The 17,214-nt window shown below is 68.6% G+C and carries 11 protein-coding genes; 2 read left to right on the top strand and 9 right to left on the bottom strand.

What is annotated here, in order from left to right:
- Positions 1-22 precede the first annotated feature (22 nt).
- A complete protein-coding gene (nadA, locus tag Poly30_RS10710; RefSeq protein ID WP_419191240.1) occupies positions 23-1,486 on the bottom strand; it encodes a quinolinate synthase NadA in 1,464 nt (487 codons plus the stop codon).
- A 288-nt stretch (positions 1,487-1,774) separates the two neighbouring features.
- On the opposite strand from nadA, the gene Poly30_RS10715 reads away from it, so the two are divergent.
- On the top strand, positions 1,775-3,976 hold the full coding sequence (locus tag Poly30_RS10715; protein ID WP_419191241.1) for a NosD domain-containing protein: 2,202 nt from the start codon (positions 1,775-1,777) through the stop codon (positions 3,974-3,976).
- 65 nt (positions 3,977-4,041) lie between these two features.
- On the opposite strand, the gene Poly30_RS10720 is transcribed toward Poly30_RS10715, so the two are convergent.
- Positions 4,042-5,496 (bottom strand): hypothetical protein, encoded by a 1,455-nt coding sequence (locus tag Poly30_RS10720; RefSeq protein ID WP_145197070.1) that lies wholly within the window; start codon positions 5,494-5,496, stop codon positions 4,042-4,044.
- 370 nt (positions 5,497-5,866) lie between these two features.
- Here Poly30_RS10720 and mnmG point away from each other — a divergent pair, with 370 nt between their 5' ends.
- Positions 5,867-7,807 (top strand): tRNA uridine-5-carboxymethylaminomethyl(34) synthesis enzyme MnmG, encoded by a 1,941-nt coding sequence (gene mnmG / locus Poly30_RS10725; RefSeq protein WP_419191242.1) that lies wholly within the window; start codon positions 5,867-5,869, stop codon positions 7,805-7,807.
- 34 nt (positions 7,808-7,841) lie between these two features.
- Here mnmG and Poly30_RS10730 read toward each other — a convergent pair whose 3' ends face one another.
- The 7 genes from Poly30_RS10730 to Poly30_RS10760 all read right to left on the bottom strand — a co-directional run bounded on the left by Poly30_RS10730 (position 7,842) and on the right by Poly30_RS10760 (position 17,209).
- Positions 7,842-8,666, bottom strand: a complete 825-nt coding sequence (locus Poly30_RS10730) for a DUF3299 domain-containing protein (protein WP_145197071.1) — start codon at positions 8,664-8,666, stop codon at positions 7,842-7,844.
- A gap of 99 nt (positions 8,667-8,765) precedes the next feature.
- Positions 8,766-11,018, bottom strand: a complete 2,253-nt coding sequence (locus tag Poly30_RS10735) for a M28 family peptidase (protein WP_145197073.1) — start codon at positions 11,016-11,018, stop codon at positions 8,766-8,768.
- Positions 11,019-11,129: 111 nt separating this feature from the next.
- Positions 11,130-11,426, bottom strand: coding sequence for a 50S ribosomal protein L28 (gene rpmB, locus Poly30_RS10740; RefSeq protein WP_145197075.1), 297 nt, complete (start codon positions 11,424-11,426; stop codon positions 11,130-11,132).
- A 148-nt stretch (positions 11,427-11,574) separates the two neighbouring features.
- Positions 11,575-12,831, bottom strand: a complete 1,257-nt coding sequence (locus tag Poly30_RS10745; RefSeq protein ID WP_145197077.1) for an isoaspartyl peptidase/L-asparaginase family protein — start codon at positions 12,829-12,831, stop codon at positions 11,575-11,577.
- Positions 12,832-12,969: 138 nt separating this feature from the next.
- Positions 12,970-13,920 (bottom strand): protease modulator HflK, encoded by a 951-nt coding sequence (hflK, locus tag Poly30_RS10750; protein WP_145197079.1) that lies wholly within the window; start codon positions 13,918-13,920, stop codon positions 12,970-12,972.
- Positions 13,917-14,942, bottom strand: a complete 1,026-nt coding sequence (locus Poly30_RS10755) for an SPFH domain-containing protein (protein ID WP_145197081.1) — start codon at positions 14,940-14,942, stop codon at positions 13,917-13,919. Before Poly30_RS10755 ends, hflK begins: the two co-directional genes overlap by 4 nt.
- Positions 14,939-17,209, bottom strand: coding sequence for an SO_0444 family Cu/Zn efflux transporter (locus Poly30_RS10760; protein ID WP_145197082.1), 2,271 nt, complete (start codon positions 17,207-17,209; stop codon positions 14,939-14,941). Before Poly30_RS10760 ends, Poly30_RS10755 begins: the two co-directional genes overlap by 4 nt.
- Positions 17,210-17,214: the final 5 nt, after the last annotated feature.

Here is a 17,214-nt window from a genome sequence, read left to right on the forward strand (position 1 = left end):
GCACTGTCTTTTCTTGTGGGCATCAGGAGCGGCTCTCGGTGACTTCGATCATTCGTTCCAGCGCCGCACGGGCCTGGGTGACGAGCTCTGCGCGTTCTTCTTCGCTCAGACGGTCGCGCTTGCCCGTGATCTCGTTGACCGAGTCACCGGCGAGCACGCGGCACGAGTCCGGGCCCTTGCCCTGGCGAAGGAGATCGAGCATACCCGCGAGGTGGGGGGGATCGTTCCGGCTCATGGTCGCGCAGCCGCAGCCCGCGGCGAGCGAGCCGGGGACCTCGGCGAGGTGCACGATCTCGACGCCCTTCTTGGCGCCTTCGCTCTTCGCGTTGCGGACGAAGTGACCCTCGGTACCGATGGCAAGCTTATCGCCTGGCTGGGCGTCCATGACGGCGCCCCAGAGGTAGTTCGTGCTGCCGGAGCCGTCGGCCGCGCGCACGGTTTCGAGCGGCGATTCGGGGTGGACGAGCACGCGGTAGCCGCGCTCGCGCCAGTACTCGCACATCTCCGGCTTGAAGACCGTGTGGACGCCGCAGTAGGAGCCCCAGAGGATCATTTCGGAGTCGTCGAGAGCGCTGAGTCCGCCGTCGACGTCCGCCAGCGTGTAGTTCGCGCCATGGGTCTGCGGGCTCGGGAGCGCGAGCAGCCGCGACTGATCCATCTTCAGCCGATCCGCGACGTTGCGGCCGAGGTGCTGGTCGGGCACGAAGAAGAGCTTCTTGCCCTGCTCGCGCGCCCACTCGACGATGTGGTGGGCGTTCGAGCTCGTGCACACCGCGCCGCCCGTGCGACCGGCGAGCGCCTTGATGCGGCCCGAGGTGTTCATGTAGGCCACGCAGAGCAGATCGTCGCCGTAGCGCTCCAGCAGCTGATCGGCGATCGGCTCGACCATGTAGTCCTTGGCGAGCATCTCCATCGTGCAGCCCGCCTTCGGGTTCGTGATCCAGACCTCCTGATGGGGGTGGCTGAGCACCGCGACGGTTTCGGCCATGAAGTGCACGGCCGACTCGACGATCACGCGCTTCTCCGGGTTGTTCCGGGCCTGGAGCGCGAGAACGTAGCTGTCGGAGACGGAGCCGTGGTAGCGCTCGACGAGCTTCACGATCTCGCCGCCCATGTAGAAGTGCGCGAGGAGCAGGAGCTCGTCACCGAAGTGATCGAGCGCCGGAAGCGCGTAGCGATCGAGCCACGGGAGCACCGTCTCGGGCGTCCGATCGGGGAGGGCCAGGTACTCCTCCGCGTAGGGCTTGATCTCGGCCTGGTACCAGTCGAGCGGCAGGTCCGTCTGGCAGATCGGCATGTTCGCCTCCAGCGTCAGTCCCGTGGATGGGATCGCCGTGGAGGGGGTCGCCCCGGCGCCGGTCGTAGGACCAGCCCCGGTCGAATGGCCAGCTCCGGTCGAATGGCCAGCTCCGGTCGAGGCTCCGGTCGAGGCGCCGGGCGAGGAGCTGCCCTGCGCGGCGGCCGAGGAGGATGCAGAGTCTTTCATGGGGAAGTGGAGGTTCCGAGCGGCGAGCGACTACCTGCTCGCCCTTTCGGGGCCCTGGGCAGGGCCCCTTGGCTTACAAGGATACGCGGATCGGCTCCTGGGAAGGCTCCTGCGGCGGGCGGTTCTTCGCGAGGTGACATGCGGCGCCCTGATGCCACGGTCCATCGTTTGATCTACCCCCTCCTGTCCGTAAGCTCAAAGCGCCTGCACCCGCTCAGAAATGTCTGCTCCGACCGTCCTGCCTGATCACCTCCTTCACGTGCGGCTCCGCCGACCGCACCGATGCCCATGAATCTCTCCTCGGACTTCCCACGCCTCCGTGCCCTTCATGCCGGCGGCCAGCCGCTCATGGGACTGACTGCTATCGCGATCGGCCTGCTCTTCGGCGGCGCCGCCTGTTCGTCCACCGACAAGGGCCAGGGGGCGGAGATCGAGGCCGAGGCGGGGCAAGAGGCCCGCGAGGACGCCCTTCCCACGGGAGATCAGCTCCGCGAAGCGTCGCTCGGTGGCATCGAGATCCTGGAGGCCGATGGCCGACTTCGACGCTTCGCTCCCGGATCGTACCTGCGCGATCGCCGCGAGAGCGACCCTGCCGCCCTCCATTTCGCCGACCTCGATGGCCTGACCCTCGACTTCACCGGCGTCGAGCTGCGCGGGCAGGCGCCCGACGCGGACCTCGACGCGGCCACGGGCGTGGGCATCCGCCTCCTGAACTGCAAGAACGTCACGCTCAAAGGCGCCACGCTCGGCGGCTACAAGGTGTGCCTGGCCCTCGATGGCTGCTCCAACGTCACGATTCAGGACGTCACCTGCGACGCGTGGTTCGGCCAGCGCCTTCGCTCGACGCGCTTCTCCGAGGACCTCACCGACTGGCTTCGCCCGCACGAGAACGACGCGGGGGAATGGGAGCGCCAGTACGGCGCAGGCATCTCGGTCTCTCGCACCTCCGGCGCCACCATCCGCGGCTGCCGCGGCCGCCGCGGGCAGAATGGGATCCTCCTGACGCGCGTCAAGGACTCGAAGGTCTATGACAACGACTTCTCGTTCCTCTCGGGTTGGGGCCTCGGCATGTACCGGGCCACGGGCAACACGGTCAGCCACAACGTCTTCGACTACTGCGTGCGTGGCTTCAGTGACAACGTGTACTGGCGCGGTCAGGATTCGGCGGGGATCCTCATGTTCGAAAGCTGCTCGAACAACGTGATCGCGATGAACAGCGCGACGCACGGAGGCGACGGCGTCTTCCTCTACGCGGGCAACGACATCGTCGAGCGCGGGCTCGCGGGCGCCACCGGCTCGGACAACAACATCTTCTACAAGAATGATCTGCGCTTCTCCGTCGCGAACTCGATCGAGGCCACCTTCAGCCGCGGGAACGCGATCCTGTCGAACGACCTCTCCGGTTCGCATCAGCACGGCGTCTGGGGCGGGTACTCGTCGGAGATGATCATCATGGGCAACCGAATCGATGACACGATCGGTGCCGCGATCACGATCGAGCATGGCCAGGACTGCGTCATCTCCGGCAACCACATCGCGCAGAACGAGGTCGGCGTGGAGCTCTACTGGGACCCCGACCCGGCCCTTGTCGAAGGCCCGTTCGGTCGCCAGCACGAAACGGCTTCGCGGGATCACTGGATCCTCCAGAACGTCTTCGAAGCGAACGTGCTCGACCTCGTCGTCCGGCAGACGCGGGGCCTCGTCTTCCACGGCAACGAATACAGCCCTGGCACGCGCGAGCCCTACTTCGAGGGGATCTCCGCCGATGCGGACGCCACCCTCGACCCCACGACGGTCCAGCGCTGGCTCGACGCTCTCGATGGTTCCTACCCCTCGGGCAACCTCAGCGACTCGACGCTCGATCCGTGGATCGGGAACCAGCCCGAGCTGGTGCAGAAGTGGTCCGCGTGGAAGCCCGCCACGTTCCCGGGCAGCCAGGAAATCGACGCCGAGAAGCGGGACGAGTTCGGTGGCGGCCTCGAGTCCATCGTGATGGGGCCGTGGGGCCCCTGGGACTTCCGCTCCGGAGCGCCCCGCCCGGCCGAGGTGAAGGCCGGCGGCCTGCTCGCACAGTCCACCTGGAACGCGACCTGGTTCCATTGGAAGCCGAACGAGAGTGATCCGCGGACCTCGGAGCGAGCCTGGCGCGGACGCGCGAACTCGCCGATCCTCCGGGCGGAAGTCGACAGCTTCACGAACCCCTGGGTCACGGACGAGAACCGTCGCCTCATCGGCAACGACTTCTTCGGGCTCTTCGGCGCGACCAACCTGATCCTCGACAAGGCCGGCAAGTTCGATCTCTCGGTCGTTTCCGACGACGGCATCCGCGTCTTCGTCGACGAGGAACTCGTGATCGAGGACTGGACGCTGCACGCGCCCAAGCGCGACGAGCGAACGATCGAGCTGGCGCGCGGCGAGCACATCATCCGCTTCGAGTACTTCCAGATCCAGGGCGCGGCGGCGCTCGTCCTGGAGCTGCGAGAGCACTGATCCGGCCGGATGCGACGGGAAGGGTGCCGGCCAGGCCGGCCCCTCCTATCGATCGCCGACCCCTGCTATCGGTCGCCGAATTGAAAGACGTCGCCGTAGCGCGACTCTTTCATCTCGCGGAAATCGCGGTCGAAGCCGAGCTTCTGGAGTTCTTCCACCGAGATGGGGCCCTGGCTGAGGTAGCTCGCGGCGTCTCGGAACTTCTTGAGCCGCGCCAGCGAGCGGGAGATCCCGATGAAGGGCTCCTTCCGGGCCCTCGGGACCTCCTCGGCCGCGATCTGAGTCATCACGACGCGCCAGTCACGCAGGGCGGCATTCCAATCCCCGATCTCATGGTAGATCGTCGCTCGGTCCTGGTAGGCCGTGAGGGAGTTCTTGTCCTGCTTGATGCGATCATCGAACTCTTGGAGCACTTCCTTCCGGGCGCCGCGGTCGCCGAGGCGCGCCATGAGCAACCGGGCAGCCATCCTCACATCCGGGCGACTGGCATCGAGGAAGGGCGCCACATCGCGTTTGAGGCCGGTGCCGATCTTGGCGTCCGTCAGGCGAATCGTGTCGAACATTCGGACGCGGGGCTCGTTCGGGGTCGCCTCGTGAACCGCGATACTTCCGAGGGCTCGGGCGTGCTCCGGATCTTCGAGGAGCTGGTCGTGCTTCTCGTAGTAGTCAGCGATCGAAGCCGCCACGGGCTTCGGATCCTCGAGCGTCTCCAGGAGCGTCAAGATCTGCGCCGCGGACGACTCGGCGGGCGCGCCCGCCAGCGCGGACAGGGCGCCGGCGCAAAGCAGCGGGTCCGAACTCTTCAGGGCTTCGCCCATGAACGCGAGCGCGCGGTCATCGTCGAGCGCCGCCAGGGTGCGGAACGCCGCCCGGCTCATGGCTTCGATCGCCTCACGCTTGAGTCCAGCGGCACGCTCCCCGGCCGCGAGTTCGATGATCGCGGGCGCGACGCGGTGCGGCTCGCCCGTGGATTCCAGCGCGTTCAGCGCGCCGAGGCGAGCCTGGAGAGACCCCTCGCGCGCGATCTGGATCAGGGCATCCGTCGTCGTGGCGCTGGGCTTCTGCCGCAGCACGTCGCTGATGAGTTCGGAGCGGAAGACCGTCTGGCGGCTGACCTCCTTCCCGGGCTCCAGGTAGGGGACGAGCAGTGCGAGCGCACCGGGGCCGAGGGCGAAGAGTTCGTTCGCCTTGGCGCGGCTCAGGGGGCCCCTGCGTGAGGACTTGAGATCGTCGATCTCCGCGACGATCCGGGTGACTTCCGGCAGCAGGCTGGCCACCGTGCGGACGCGCTCGGCGCGAACCTCGCGGAGGAGGTCTTCCAGGCTCCGACGCCCCTGTCGGGTCGTCTCTCCCACCTGGTTCAGGGGGCCGAGGCTCGCAGTTGAAGCGCCCGGCCTGGAAGGGAGACCGAGGAGCGGATCCGGGGATCCGAGGCTCGACGATCCCAAGGGGATCAGGAGAACCGCGAGGCTGCCGGTCGTGAGAATGGCGGTCGAGAAGGCGAATGGGGCGGGTTCCATGGCTCCCGATCGTAGTTCACTGGCCCGGTCAGGTCACCGATTGGCGTCTACCTTCATGGCCGGGCATGGGGGCCATCGACACGTCCAGGCTGCCGGGAACCCGGTACATCGTACCTGGAGCGGCCGCCACGCCCGGCGGCTTCCCTCGTTCGCCTCCCTGGGCGTCGGCCCCGCGGGATCCGTGGGGGTAAGGCGGGAAGTCCCGCTCGTAGATCGGACGGAGCTGATCCAAGTGACGAAAGACCCAGGCGTGCATGTCCGTCATCTTCGGCTCGCGATTGCGGGTCCCTGCCCCTCTTCGCAGACTTACCTCCCCGAAGTTCCGGAGAGCCCCCGGAACCAGCCTTCACGCCTCCGCCCCACCACCATCGTGCCCGAAACACCGCGCAGCTACATGACCGAAGCGTCCTCGGAGTCCCGCTCCGAGCGCCGCCAGCGGCATCCCCACGGCCCGCCCGACCTCCGCGGTCCCCGGGACTTCGACGTCGTCGTGGTCGGCGGCGGGCACGCCGGCGTCGAGGCGGCCCTCGCGGCGGCGCGGCTCGGGTCGAGCGTGGCGCTCGTCAGCTTCGATCGGGCCAAGGTGGGGGAGATGTCCTGCAATCCCGCGATCGGTGGGCTCGGGAAGGGCCAGATCGTGCGCGAGATCGATGCGCTCGGCGGCGCCATGGGGCGGGTGGCGGACGCGACCGGAATCCAGTTCCGGATGCTGAACACGGCCAAGGGCGCCGCGGTGCGCGCGCCGCGCTGTCAGTCCGACCGCCATCGCTACCGCGAGGTCGCCACGGAAACGGTGCTGGGCCACGGCGGCATCGACCTGATCGAGGGCGCGGCCGTCGGCCTTCTCTTCGGCGAGCCTGCTGCCAGTGGCGGCAAGCCTTCGGTGGTCGGTGTGCGTCTGGAGAGCGGTCGCGAGCTTCGCGCGCCCTCGACGATCATGACCACGGGCACGTTCCTGCGCGCCGTCATGCACACGGGGGAAGCGAAGTCCCAGGGCGGCCGCGTGGGTGAGCGCAGCGCCGAGGGACTCTCGGGCGACGTCGAGACCCTCGGCCTGCGCCTCGGCCGGCTCAAGACGGGCACGCCACCGCGCCTCGATGCGAGGACCGTGGACTTCGGGGTGATGGAGGAGCAGCCGGGGGACGCCGTGCCGAAGCCGTTCTCCTACCTGACGGACGCGGCGCGCTTCCCGTTCCTGCCGCAGGTCCCCTGCCACATCACCTACACGTCGCCCGCCACCCACGACATCATCCGCGACAACGTGCACCGCGCGCCGATGTACATGGGCGCGATTCAGGGCGTCGGGCCGCGCTACTGCCCGTCGGTGGAGGACAAGATCATGCGCTTCCCCGATCGCGATCGGCACCAGGTGTTCGTGGAGCCCGAGGGTCTCGACACCGACGTGCTCTACGTGAATGGCGTATCGACGTCGCTGCCCGCCGAGATCCAGGAGCGGTTCATTCACACGATCCCGGGGCTGGAGTCCGCGAAGTTCCTGCGCCACGGCTACGCCGTCGAGTACGACTTCGTCCAGCCGAGCCAGCTCAGCGATACGCTGGCCGTTCAGGACGTTCCGGGTCTGTTCCTCGCCGGTCAGATCAACGGAACGTCGGGCTACGAGGAGGCGGCGGGTCAGGGGCTCATCGCGGGCGCCAATGCGGCGCTCTGGGTCCAGGACCGCGCGCCGTTCGTGCTGAAGCGCCACGAAGCGTACCTCGGCGTGATGGTGGATGACCTCGTCATCACCAACCCGAAGGAGCCCTACCGGATGTTCTCCAGTCGCGCCGAGTACCGGCTGCTGCTCCGCCAGGACAACGCGGATCGCCGGCTCGTCCCGCTGGCCGTGGAGGCGGGCCTCGTGGAGCGCTCGCGCTTCGACGCGATCGTGGCGAAGGAGGGGGCGATCGCGCGCGCGCGGCAGACGCTGTCGAAGCTTCGGAACGCGGACAACAAGCCGCTCGCGGAGGTGCTCCGTCGCCCCGAGGAGACGTTCGCGTCGGTCACGGCGGGGCTCGACGCATCGAGCGGCCTTCGGAATCTCGGCGAGGAGATCGAGGAGGCCGTGGAGATTGACGTGAAGTACGAGGGCTACATCGATCGCCAGCAGCTCCAGATCGACCGCCTCGCGCGCCAGGAGTCGGAGGAGATCCCGCGGGACCTCGACTACGCGGCGATGCAGGGGCTCGCGACGGAGGCGCGGGAGAAGCTGATGGATCTGCGCCCGCGAACCCTGGGGGCGGCCTCCCGAATCGAGGGCGTGCGCCCGAACGACGTGGCGCTGATCGGGATCCAGCTGCAGAAGCTTCGGTAGCGAACTTCCGCAGCGACGTTCTGGGGCGGGAGCTCTACTGCTTCTCAGGCACCGGGGCCTCGTAGCGTTCGACGCTGGAGGCCTCCAGGTTGTAGATCGCGGCGGCGTAGCCATACTCGTCCTCGACGCGACCCGGCGTGAACTTGCCGCGAACCGTCACCGGAACGTACATGAAGTACTCGGTGCTCTTGCCCTCTTCCATCTCGACCATGATCCACTCGTCAGGACGCGGCACGCCGCCGAAGCAGCACGACTGGAGGTCGCGGACGAGCATGAACGAGATCACGTCGTTGGTGCGCGGTTTGTACTCCAGTGCGATCATGTAGCCGACGATCGCCTTGTCGTCGCCCGCCGCAGCGAGGACCTTCTCCGGGAACTTGAAGCGCTTGGCGCGCTCGGTGTCCGGCTTGTAGATGTAATCGAGCAGCTCGTCGATGTCGGCGCCGAGCAGAGAGAGATCGCCGAAGGTGACGAGGCCATCGATGGTGCCCGCGGCGGTCTTGCCCGGGTCCTCCCGCAGGCCCGCGGCGAGGTTCGGGTCGATGAACGTCGGCATGCCGCCGCCCGGTGCGGGGCGCGCCTCCATCGGGATATCATCGCTGGTTCCGCTCGCCGCTTCGGCGATCGCCCCGTCTTCGACCGATTCCGCTTCAGGCTCCGGCGCCACATCCGTGAAGGAGCGGCCCTTGATGACTTCGCCGCCCGCAGAGTCGCCCTTCGCGTCGCCCGAGGCGGTGACGGTGGCGCTGGAGTCGATGCGCTGGGGCGTCGATTCCCCGCAGCCCGTGGCCAGGAGCGCGGCGGCTCCCGCAAGGGTCCAGGAGCACGACTGGAGGAGGCTAAGGGTCGGGAACTTCATGGCTGGATCAGGCGTGGGGGCGACGAATCAGTGCGCTTCGATTGTGGGGCGCGGGCTGCCCACATGGAAGGGGCGAGAGGGCGGGAGCTGGCGAGGTGTCTATTTCTGGCCGGAGGATTCAACGGCGCTTTCGTCGCCGCGGAGCAAGCGCATCAGCTGCTCCAGGCGCGCCTCACGTCGCAGTAGGACGTCTTCCAGCTGAGCTGCCTGACCAGCAGCGAGATCCTGGTCGCCTTCCAGCGCCGCTTTCTGAAGCCCGGGGAGCGGCCACGCGGCGTAGCCTGACGTCTCATCCGGGGCCGCGTAAAGGTTGCGATACCACGGGCGGCCCGGGAGGCCAGCCTCGCGCAGCCAGTCGCGCTCCATGCGTCGGAGGACGGCCTCGGCCTCGGCTCGCCAGGTCGCGTCGCGGTCATCGGCCTTCGCCAGGGAGGCCTCCAGGCCGCTCTGCACCCGCTCGGCTCGCTTCACCTGGGCCTCGGCGTGCGCGATCAGCGGTCCGAGGCTGGCGGTCTCCTGGAACACGGTCGGATGACTCTTCGCGAGCGCTTCTGCGGCCCGCGCGAGGGCGGCTGCGGGCGCGGCCAGATCGACCGGAGGCAGCGGCGCACACGCCGCGCGATCGACCGCGACGGCGGTGACGCGCGTCACGAGGGCGGCGGACTCGTAGTCGGGACCGACGACGCGTCGGTACCAGTCGAGGTCGTCATACAGACTGTGGTACGCGGTGCCGGGCGCGCCGCCCGCCGAGATCGAGGCGCTCGGCAGGGAGCAGAGCGCGAGGAACGAGACGTGGTCGGAGCCGCCTCCCAGGAAGCCGACCCTGGGCAGTGCCTCACCCGGGGTCCTGGCGAGCCACGCGTCGAGCGCGGTGCCTTCGTAGGTGACCTCGCCCTTCGCATCGACGACAGGCTGGGGCACGCGCGCCGCAGCTCCGGCGAGCAGGCGCGTCAGCGAAGGCGATGCCGAAACGCCGAGCCGAAGGCCCGATGCCGCTGCGTCGAGGTTCACGTAGAGCGTGCCGCCGCGGATGATCCGCATCCGGTTGCCTTCCACCCACTCGGTCGAGCCGATGACCCCGTGCTCTTCCGCGCCCCACGCGGCGAAGGTGATCGTGCGGGCTGGCGGCTCGTCCCTGATCTTGTATTGCTCCGTCAGCACGCGCGCTGCTTCCAGCACGCCGATCAGCCCCGACGTCGGATCGGACGCGCCGTAGATCCAAGCGTCATGGTGGCAGCCGACGATAAGACCCGGATCCTCCGGCTTCGAGTCGGTGCCGCGCAGGGTCGCGATCACGTTGGCGGTCTCGATGAGTTCTCGCTTCTGCTCGACGGCAAGTCGAACCCGGAGGTCCTGGCCGCCCGTGAGGCGATAGCGGAACGGCATGCCGCCCTGCCAGTCGCCGGGCACGCTGGGGCCGTCCATCGGCGCCATGATCTGGGTCGCCGCGAGCCAGCCGACGGGCTGCACGGGGATTTTCGGCAGCGCGACCTCGGCAGGGTCGAGGCGCTCGGCGTCGGCCGTGGCCTCTCGGCCCGGCGTCAGCGGATCACCGGAGTACAGGAGCGTCTTCAGCGAGCCGCGCTGGATCTGATTGCAGTTGGCCCAGCCGCCTTCGGGGGCCTCGAGGCCGCGACCGTAGCCCGAGTCCGCGGGGTCCGTGAAGATGATGAGCCCGGCCGCGCCAGCGGCCTCGGCGTACTTCGCCTTGTAGCCGCGGAAGTTCCCGCCGTAGCGGGTCATCACGATCTTGCCGGTGCAGTCGACCCCGAGGTCGCGGAGCTTCTGGAAGTCCTCCAGTCGCCCATAGTTCGCGTAGACCACCTCGCCCGTGACGTCGCCGCTCCCTGAGTAGGCGTTCCAGCCGAGACGCAGGAGGGCCGCGTCGGCATCATCGAGGTCTTCACTGAATGGATCCCCAGGGAGCACGCCCTCGGTCAGGCTCAGCGTCACCTGCGCGGGGCTCACGATCTCGAGTTCGGCGCTGACGGGGCGGCTCAGGTAGGTCGTGAACGGGTGGACCTGGACTTCGAGTCCCATTCCCTCGAAGGCGCTGGCGAGCGAGGCGATCAGTCGCTCGTCGCCCTCGGAGCCCGCCGAGTGAGGCTCGCTCGCGACGAGGTCGTGCCAGGACGAGAGTGACGCGGGATCGATGGCCTGGACCACGGCTTCGTCGTGGGCGAGCCTCGTGGCGTGGGACTCGCCCGACCAGTACTCGAGCCCCAGCGGCGCCGCTGCGCTCGCATTCTGTGGCGCCGCTGCGCTCGCATTCTGCGGCGCCGCTGCGCTCGCCTGCTGCGGCGAAGCCTGGGGAAGGAAAGAGAAGCAGGCGATCGAAAGAGAGAGCAGCATGCCACGAGCGTAACGACTCGCACGAAAAAGGCCTCCGCAAGGGAGGCCTCGTCGTCGAACTCCACCCGTCCACCTTGTGGCCGGGGAGGCGTTCGAATCGGTACGGTTCGATCAGTCCTGCGACTTCGCCTTCGGCTTGACGGCCTTGATCAGGCCAGCCTTCAGGAGCGTCGGGTACGCGCCGTTCTTGTCGATCGTGCGCATCGCCTTGGTCGAAAGGCGGACGGTGACGTACTCACCCATCTCCGGAACCCAGATGCGCTTCTTCTGAACGTTCACCTTGAACGTGCGCTTCGTATGCCCCGTGGTGCGGAGACCGACGCCGCCAGACTTCTTGGGGAGACCACGGCGGGCGATGTTTCCACCCGTTTGGGTTCCGCGATCGGTGACTTGGCAAGTACGGGACATGGCTGAAGCTCCCCTTCGGGGGAGGCTGAATGGGATTCTAAGGGGAGGGCAGCCCGTCACCACGACGGTCCGGCCCTCTCGGCCTGTGGGCGTTTGGCCTGAAAGAGTAGCGAGGGGCGCCGCTGAAGCCACCCCGAAGGTCCGAAATTTACCGGCGCTCGTCGCCGTAGATACGGACGGTGACCCGTCCCTGGGCATCGACCCAGCCCCGGTACATCCCCGGGGTCGTAAAGGGGGCGGCCAGGCGCCCCGCCGAGTCGAGGGCGATACAGCCCCCGGAGCCGCCGCCCTTCGGCAGCTCCTCCAGGACCGTCTCGCGGGCCGCGGCGCCGATTCCGGCTCCTCCGTAGAGCATCCGGCCATGGATCTGGTGGGCGATGGCCTTGCGGAGGAAGAACTCGCCCCAGCCCGTGCAGGAGACCGCGCAGGTCCGGTCGTCGGCCCAGGTCCCCGCGCCGATGATGGGGGAGTCGCCGATCCGGCCCCAGGCCTTCCGGGCCATGCCGCCGGTCGAGGTGCCCGCGGCGAGATGGCCTTCCTGATCGAGGGCGACGCAACCTACGGTGCCGAACTTGTGATCCGGGCCGAGGGCGCGCTCGAGAGAGCTTTCGCCCGTGCGCCGATCCGGAGCGCTCAGCGCTCCGACCTCGTCACCGCTCTGCTCACGGAGCAGCTCGAGCTGGCGAAGGCGATGGGGCGTGACGAACCACTCCGCTGGCATGGCCTCCAGGTTCTGCTCGGCGGCAAAACGGTCGGCGCCCTCCCCGGAGAGCAGCACGTGCTCGGTTTTCTCCATGACCGCCCGGGCGGCGCTGATCGGGTGGCGCACCGTCTTCGCGCCCGCGATCGCGCCTGCCAGGCCGCTGCGTCCCAGCATGATGGAGGCGTCCATCTCGACGGTCCCCTGGTCGGTGAGCACGGCCCCGCGCCCCGCGTTGAAGAGCGGTGAGTCCTCCAGCGGATGGATGGCGGCTTCGATCGCATCGGCGGCGCGACCTCCGTTCATGAGGACCCGGTGCCCGCGGAGCAGGGCGTCGGCGATGGTCGCGCGATAGGCCGCGTCGAGTTCAGGCGTCATGGCGTCGCGGCGGATCGTGCCCGCGCCACCGTGGATCGCCAGGACGATGCCGTCCACGACTTCGAGCTCCGGAATCTCCCGCGCGGGCGCGCTCCCATCGGGGATCAGCGCCGCGCCGTCGGGGCAGTCCACCGCCAGCGCGTACGAAGCGTCCGGAACGGCGGCGGCGCCCTCGCTCACCAGAGGGGCCACCGTCACGATCGATCCGGTCGGGCGAACGGCCTGGCACCCGATCAGCGCGAGAGCCGCAGCGCTCGCCGCCAGCCGGAGAGAAGGGGTGAGAGCACGACGGGCGGGAGAAGTCGGGGGAGCGCTGGGGCGATGCATACCCAAGAGACTAGCCCCCGCCCGCGCCCGCCGGTGGGACTCCTCGGGATGGCGTGCTTCACCTCCTCCGAAGTGTCACGTCGTGGGCTCTTCGGTCTCGTTTGGATCCACGCTCTCGAACGCCCGTAGACCTGAGACTCACCGATCCGTGTAGAAGATCGCCGGCTCTGCCGCCGTCGCGGGCATGCTGTGGATCGACGCTGCGACGTTCAGTAGCTCCTGGATCATCTCCAGCCGGCGCGCGACCGTCGCAGGGGAGTCGATGTCCCCGAGCGCCGCTTGCAGGGCCTCGAACTGGTCGGCCTCGCTCTGGGCCTCCAGCACCAGGCGCTCCGCGCGCGACCGGGCTTCCTGGAGCGTGATCTGCGCGGAGCGCCGGGCCTGGCTCACCATCTCTCCGGCGGCGGTCTCGGCCCGGTTGCGATGCTGGTCCCGCTCCGCCTTGGCGTCTTGAACCGCGCGGAAGGCGGGTTCGACGCTCGCGAGTGGACCGCTGTCGAGGAGCTGGAAGCGGACGATCTCCACGCCCAGACCCAGCTGGTCGACGTCCTCCTGGATGCGCGCCTTGGCTTCGACCGCGATGGACGCGGCGCCGCTCGTGATGACCTCGGTGACCGGCATCGAGCCGATGATCTCGGTCAGCGCAGCCTCGGCCACGCGACGGATCGCGAAGTCAGGGGAGCTCGGCTCGAGGTTGTAAGGATCGAGGTCCGTGACGCTCGACGCGCCGTAGAGATAGGCGCGCGGATCGCGGATCGCGTAGAGCACGCTGGCCTTGATCTCGACGATGTTGCTGTCGCCCGTGAGCCACTCCTTTTCGGGGCCCTTCGGGCTGCGGCCGAGCTTCTCGTCGATGAGACGATAGCCGACGGGCATGGGCAGCGAGCGCTCCGGCGCAGGCACGCGGCGAACGCGCTCGATCCCGAACGGCAGCTTGAGGTGAAGTCCGGGAAGGAGGTCGCGCACGGGGTTACCGAAGCGTTCGACGACGCCGCGCTCGTCGTTGTCGAGCGTGACGAACGACTGGTACGCGGCCATCCCGAAGAAGGCGGCAGCACCGGCCAGGATCGCGATCGTGCGCGGCTTCACTGGTCGCTCTCCCCGCCCGTTTCCGCGGGCGTCGGGCTCTCCGGCGACTCCTCGGCGACGCCTGGGAGCGAACGGCGGGCGGGATCTTCGAACACTCGCATGAGCCAGTGGTCCGAGCCGAAGACCAGGTTGGTACCGCGCATGGCCAGCAGCGCCGTCTCGTGACGCCCGACGATGTCGAAGAGTTCCGGGTTGAGCGCCCTCGACTTCACCTTGATCGCCCCGGCTTCCGCGATCGCCTTGCCGAAGATGGTGGTCGCGTCCGACTGGGCGTTCGTCTTGATCCTCTCCGCCTCGGTCTTGGCCGTCGCCATGATGGCTCCCGCGATCTCCTGGCCCCCGGCCGCGATCTCGCGCGCTTCCTTGTCGCGCGTCGTCCGCATGGCCGCTTCCACGGCGGAGCGGTTGTCGTAGGGGAAGTTGATGCGCTCGATGCCCGCCATCAGGATCTCGACGCCGTAGCCGTTGTCGCGGCAGCGCTGGCGCACCGATCGCGTCACGTCCTCGCGGACCTCCGCGAGGTTGCGCTCGTGGTCGGGGTCGAGCTGGACGAGGTCGTCGAACGGCCCGCTGTTCAGGATCTCGAGGAGCGCGGACTGCAGCACCTGGCCGATCTTCTCCTCGGCGCTCTGGCGGTCGCGCAGGCTCTTCAGGAACTGCCTGGGGTCCGCGACCTTCCAGGCGACGAACGAGTCCACGTCGACGTTCTTCTGGTCGTCGGTGAGGAACTCTTCGATCCCCGGATCGAGCACGTTCGTCCGCATGTCGATGCGGAACAGCGAGTCGACCGGCGCAGGCCACTTGAAGTGGAGCCCGGGCTCCTCGACGAGCCGGCGTGGATCGCCGAACCGGGCCACGATGGCGACCTCGCCCGCGCGGACGGTGAAGCTACCGAGGTAGAGGGCGAGGACCACGAGTGCGCCTACGAGCCAGAGCCCGGTCGTTCTCGCGAAGCCGTTGCGGCTGCTGCCGCCGCCAACGGCCGCTTCCCTGGAGGGGACTGTCTTGGGTTCAGTTGTCATCGTGCGTCTCCACGGAAGGTGCGGTCCCTCGGGTCGTCGATCCCGAAGTCACCGCCCGGCCCTGTTCGCGAGTCGCCTGTGGGCGCGCCTCGAATGATTCGGATGTGGGGGGAGATCGCGAAGTAGCGGCTCGCCTGGGAACGCTCTGGCGCGGTGAGCGCGCGTTTCTCGGCGTCGAGCATCATCAGATGCTGGATGGCGCCTTCGCTCTCCGAGTCGACGGTGGCGAGGGACTCGAAGGCCGTGGCCGTGGCCTCGGCGAGCCCACGGCGGGCGGCTGCTGCGCTCTCTGCCTGCTGGAGCGTGTCGGTCGCTTCCGTCCGGGCGAGCGAGACCATCTCGATGGCGCGCGCTTCCTTCTCGGTAATCGTGGTCTCGCGCTCGACGAGCGCGCTCGCGACGTTCCGATACGCGAGGTGGACCGCCGGTGGAGCGTGGACGCTCAGGAGTTCGACGCCCACGAGTTCCGCACCGATCTCGGCGGCCGCCATCGATCGCGCCAGGCGCTCCTCGGTTGCGCGGCGGAAGCCAGCGCTGTTTCCCACGAGGATGTCCTCGGTGGTGCGCTTGGCCGCGATCTGGCGGATGCTCTCCTGGGCGAGCCGTCGGAGCAGTTCTTCGGGCTCGCTCTGGCCGTAGAGCCACGACCGTCCGTCGCTCACGCGGTACTGAACGGCGTAGGCGATCGATACGATCCAGCCTTCGCCGGTCAGCATCTCCGCTTCCTCTCGCACCTTCTTCAGCTCCGCGCGCGCTTCCTTCAGAGCCAGCGCATCGGTCGAGCTGTCGTCGAGGTCCAGTCGCTCGACGCCGAACTCCAAGCTGTGGACCTCGCTCGTCGAAACGCGGCGCTTTGTGGCGATCGGCCAGGGGGCGTGGAAGAGCGGACCCGGCGTGGTGCGGCTCGCGGCGATGCGGCCGAACTGCTCGATGAAGACGGTCTCGCCGGGGCCGGCGGTGGTGACGGCGGTGGACGCGTAGCCAAAGAGCACGAGCGCGGCGGCAGCGACCTTCATCGGCCACGCCGTGAGGTCGAGGCCCACCGGCGCTCCGGCCTTGCGCAGCCACGCGCCGAATCGTCGATCGAGGCGCAGGCGCCAGGCGGAACGGAGGAGCAGGACGCCCAGCGTGATGCCGGCGATCGTCGAGATCACGCCGTGCTCCATCATCGCCGGATCGACGTCCATCGCCGTCGGGTCCAGGCCGAACATCGGGTAGAGCCGGTTGACCAGCGCGCCGATGGCGAGCGACATGATCGCGATCGACGTGAGGTAGAGGACGAGCGTGCGCTTGCCGAGCAGGTTCTTGACGACCAGCATCGTCGCGACGTTCGTCGCGGGGCCCGCGAGCAGGAATACGATGGCGGCCCCGGGCTCGAGTCCCTTGGCCATCATCGCGGCGGCGATGGGGGTGGAGGCGGTGGCGCAGACGTAGAGCGGGACGCCCGCGATCAGCATGGTGAGCATGCCGGTCCAGCCGCTGAGTCCCGCGCCGTTGAAGAAGCCTGCGGGCACGGCGACGACGATGAGGCCGGAGATCGCGAAGCCGATCAGGAACCAGGGGGTGAGGTCGTCGAGGAGCGTGCCGAAGGCGTAGCGGATGGCGCGCTGGAAGAGGTTGCCCTTGGTTTCGCCCGCGTGGTCGTGGGCGTGGTCGTGATCCGCGGTGGATACGGAGATCGGAGCTACCGTCTCATGGGCGCAGCAGCTCGCTTCGGGCTCGGGAGCCGGCTCGGGCTCGGGCGTCGCCATGTGGGCGCAGCAGCCCTGATCGTCCTCGCCGAACGCGGCCGGTGGGGCGAGTGCGGTGGCCGTCTCCGGCTGGTCCAGGGGCCCGGTCGATCCCTTGCCGAACAGGTTCACCGCGATCCCGGCCGCGAAGGCGGTGACGAAGGCTGCGAGCGGGCGGATCACCGTCATGAGGGGATCCATGAGCGCCCACGTCGCGCCGATCGAGTCGATGCCGGTCTCGGGCGTCGAGATCAGGAAGGCGGTGGTGGCGCCCTTGCTCGCGCCGGAGCGTCGGAGCTGGGTCGCCGTCGGGATCACCGAGCAGGAGCAGAGCGGCACCGGCACCCCGATGATCGAAGCGGTCGCGACGGACTTGACGTCGTCGCCGCCGAGGCGGCGCGCGATCCACTGGGCCGGGATCACGATCGCGAGGACGCCCGCGATGACGAATCCGACGAGGAGGAACGGCCCTGACTCCGCCAGGACCATCCAGAGGGCGCTGAGCCAATCTGCCAGGAACTGTCCTATCTCACCCATGTCGC

This window comes from Saltatorellus ferox, assembly GCA_007751475.1.
In the GTDB taxonomy this organism is placed as follows: domain Bacteria; phylum Planctomycetota; class UBA1135; order UBA1135.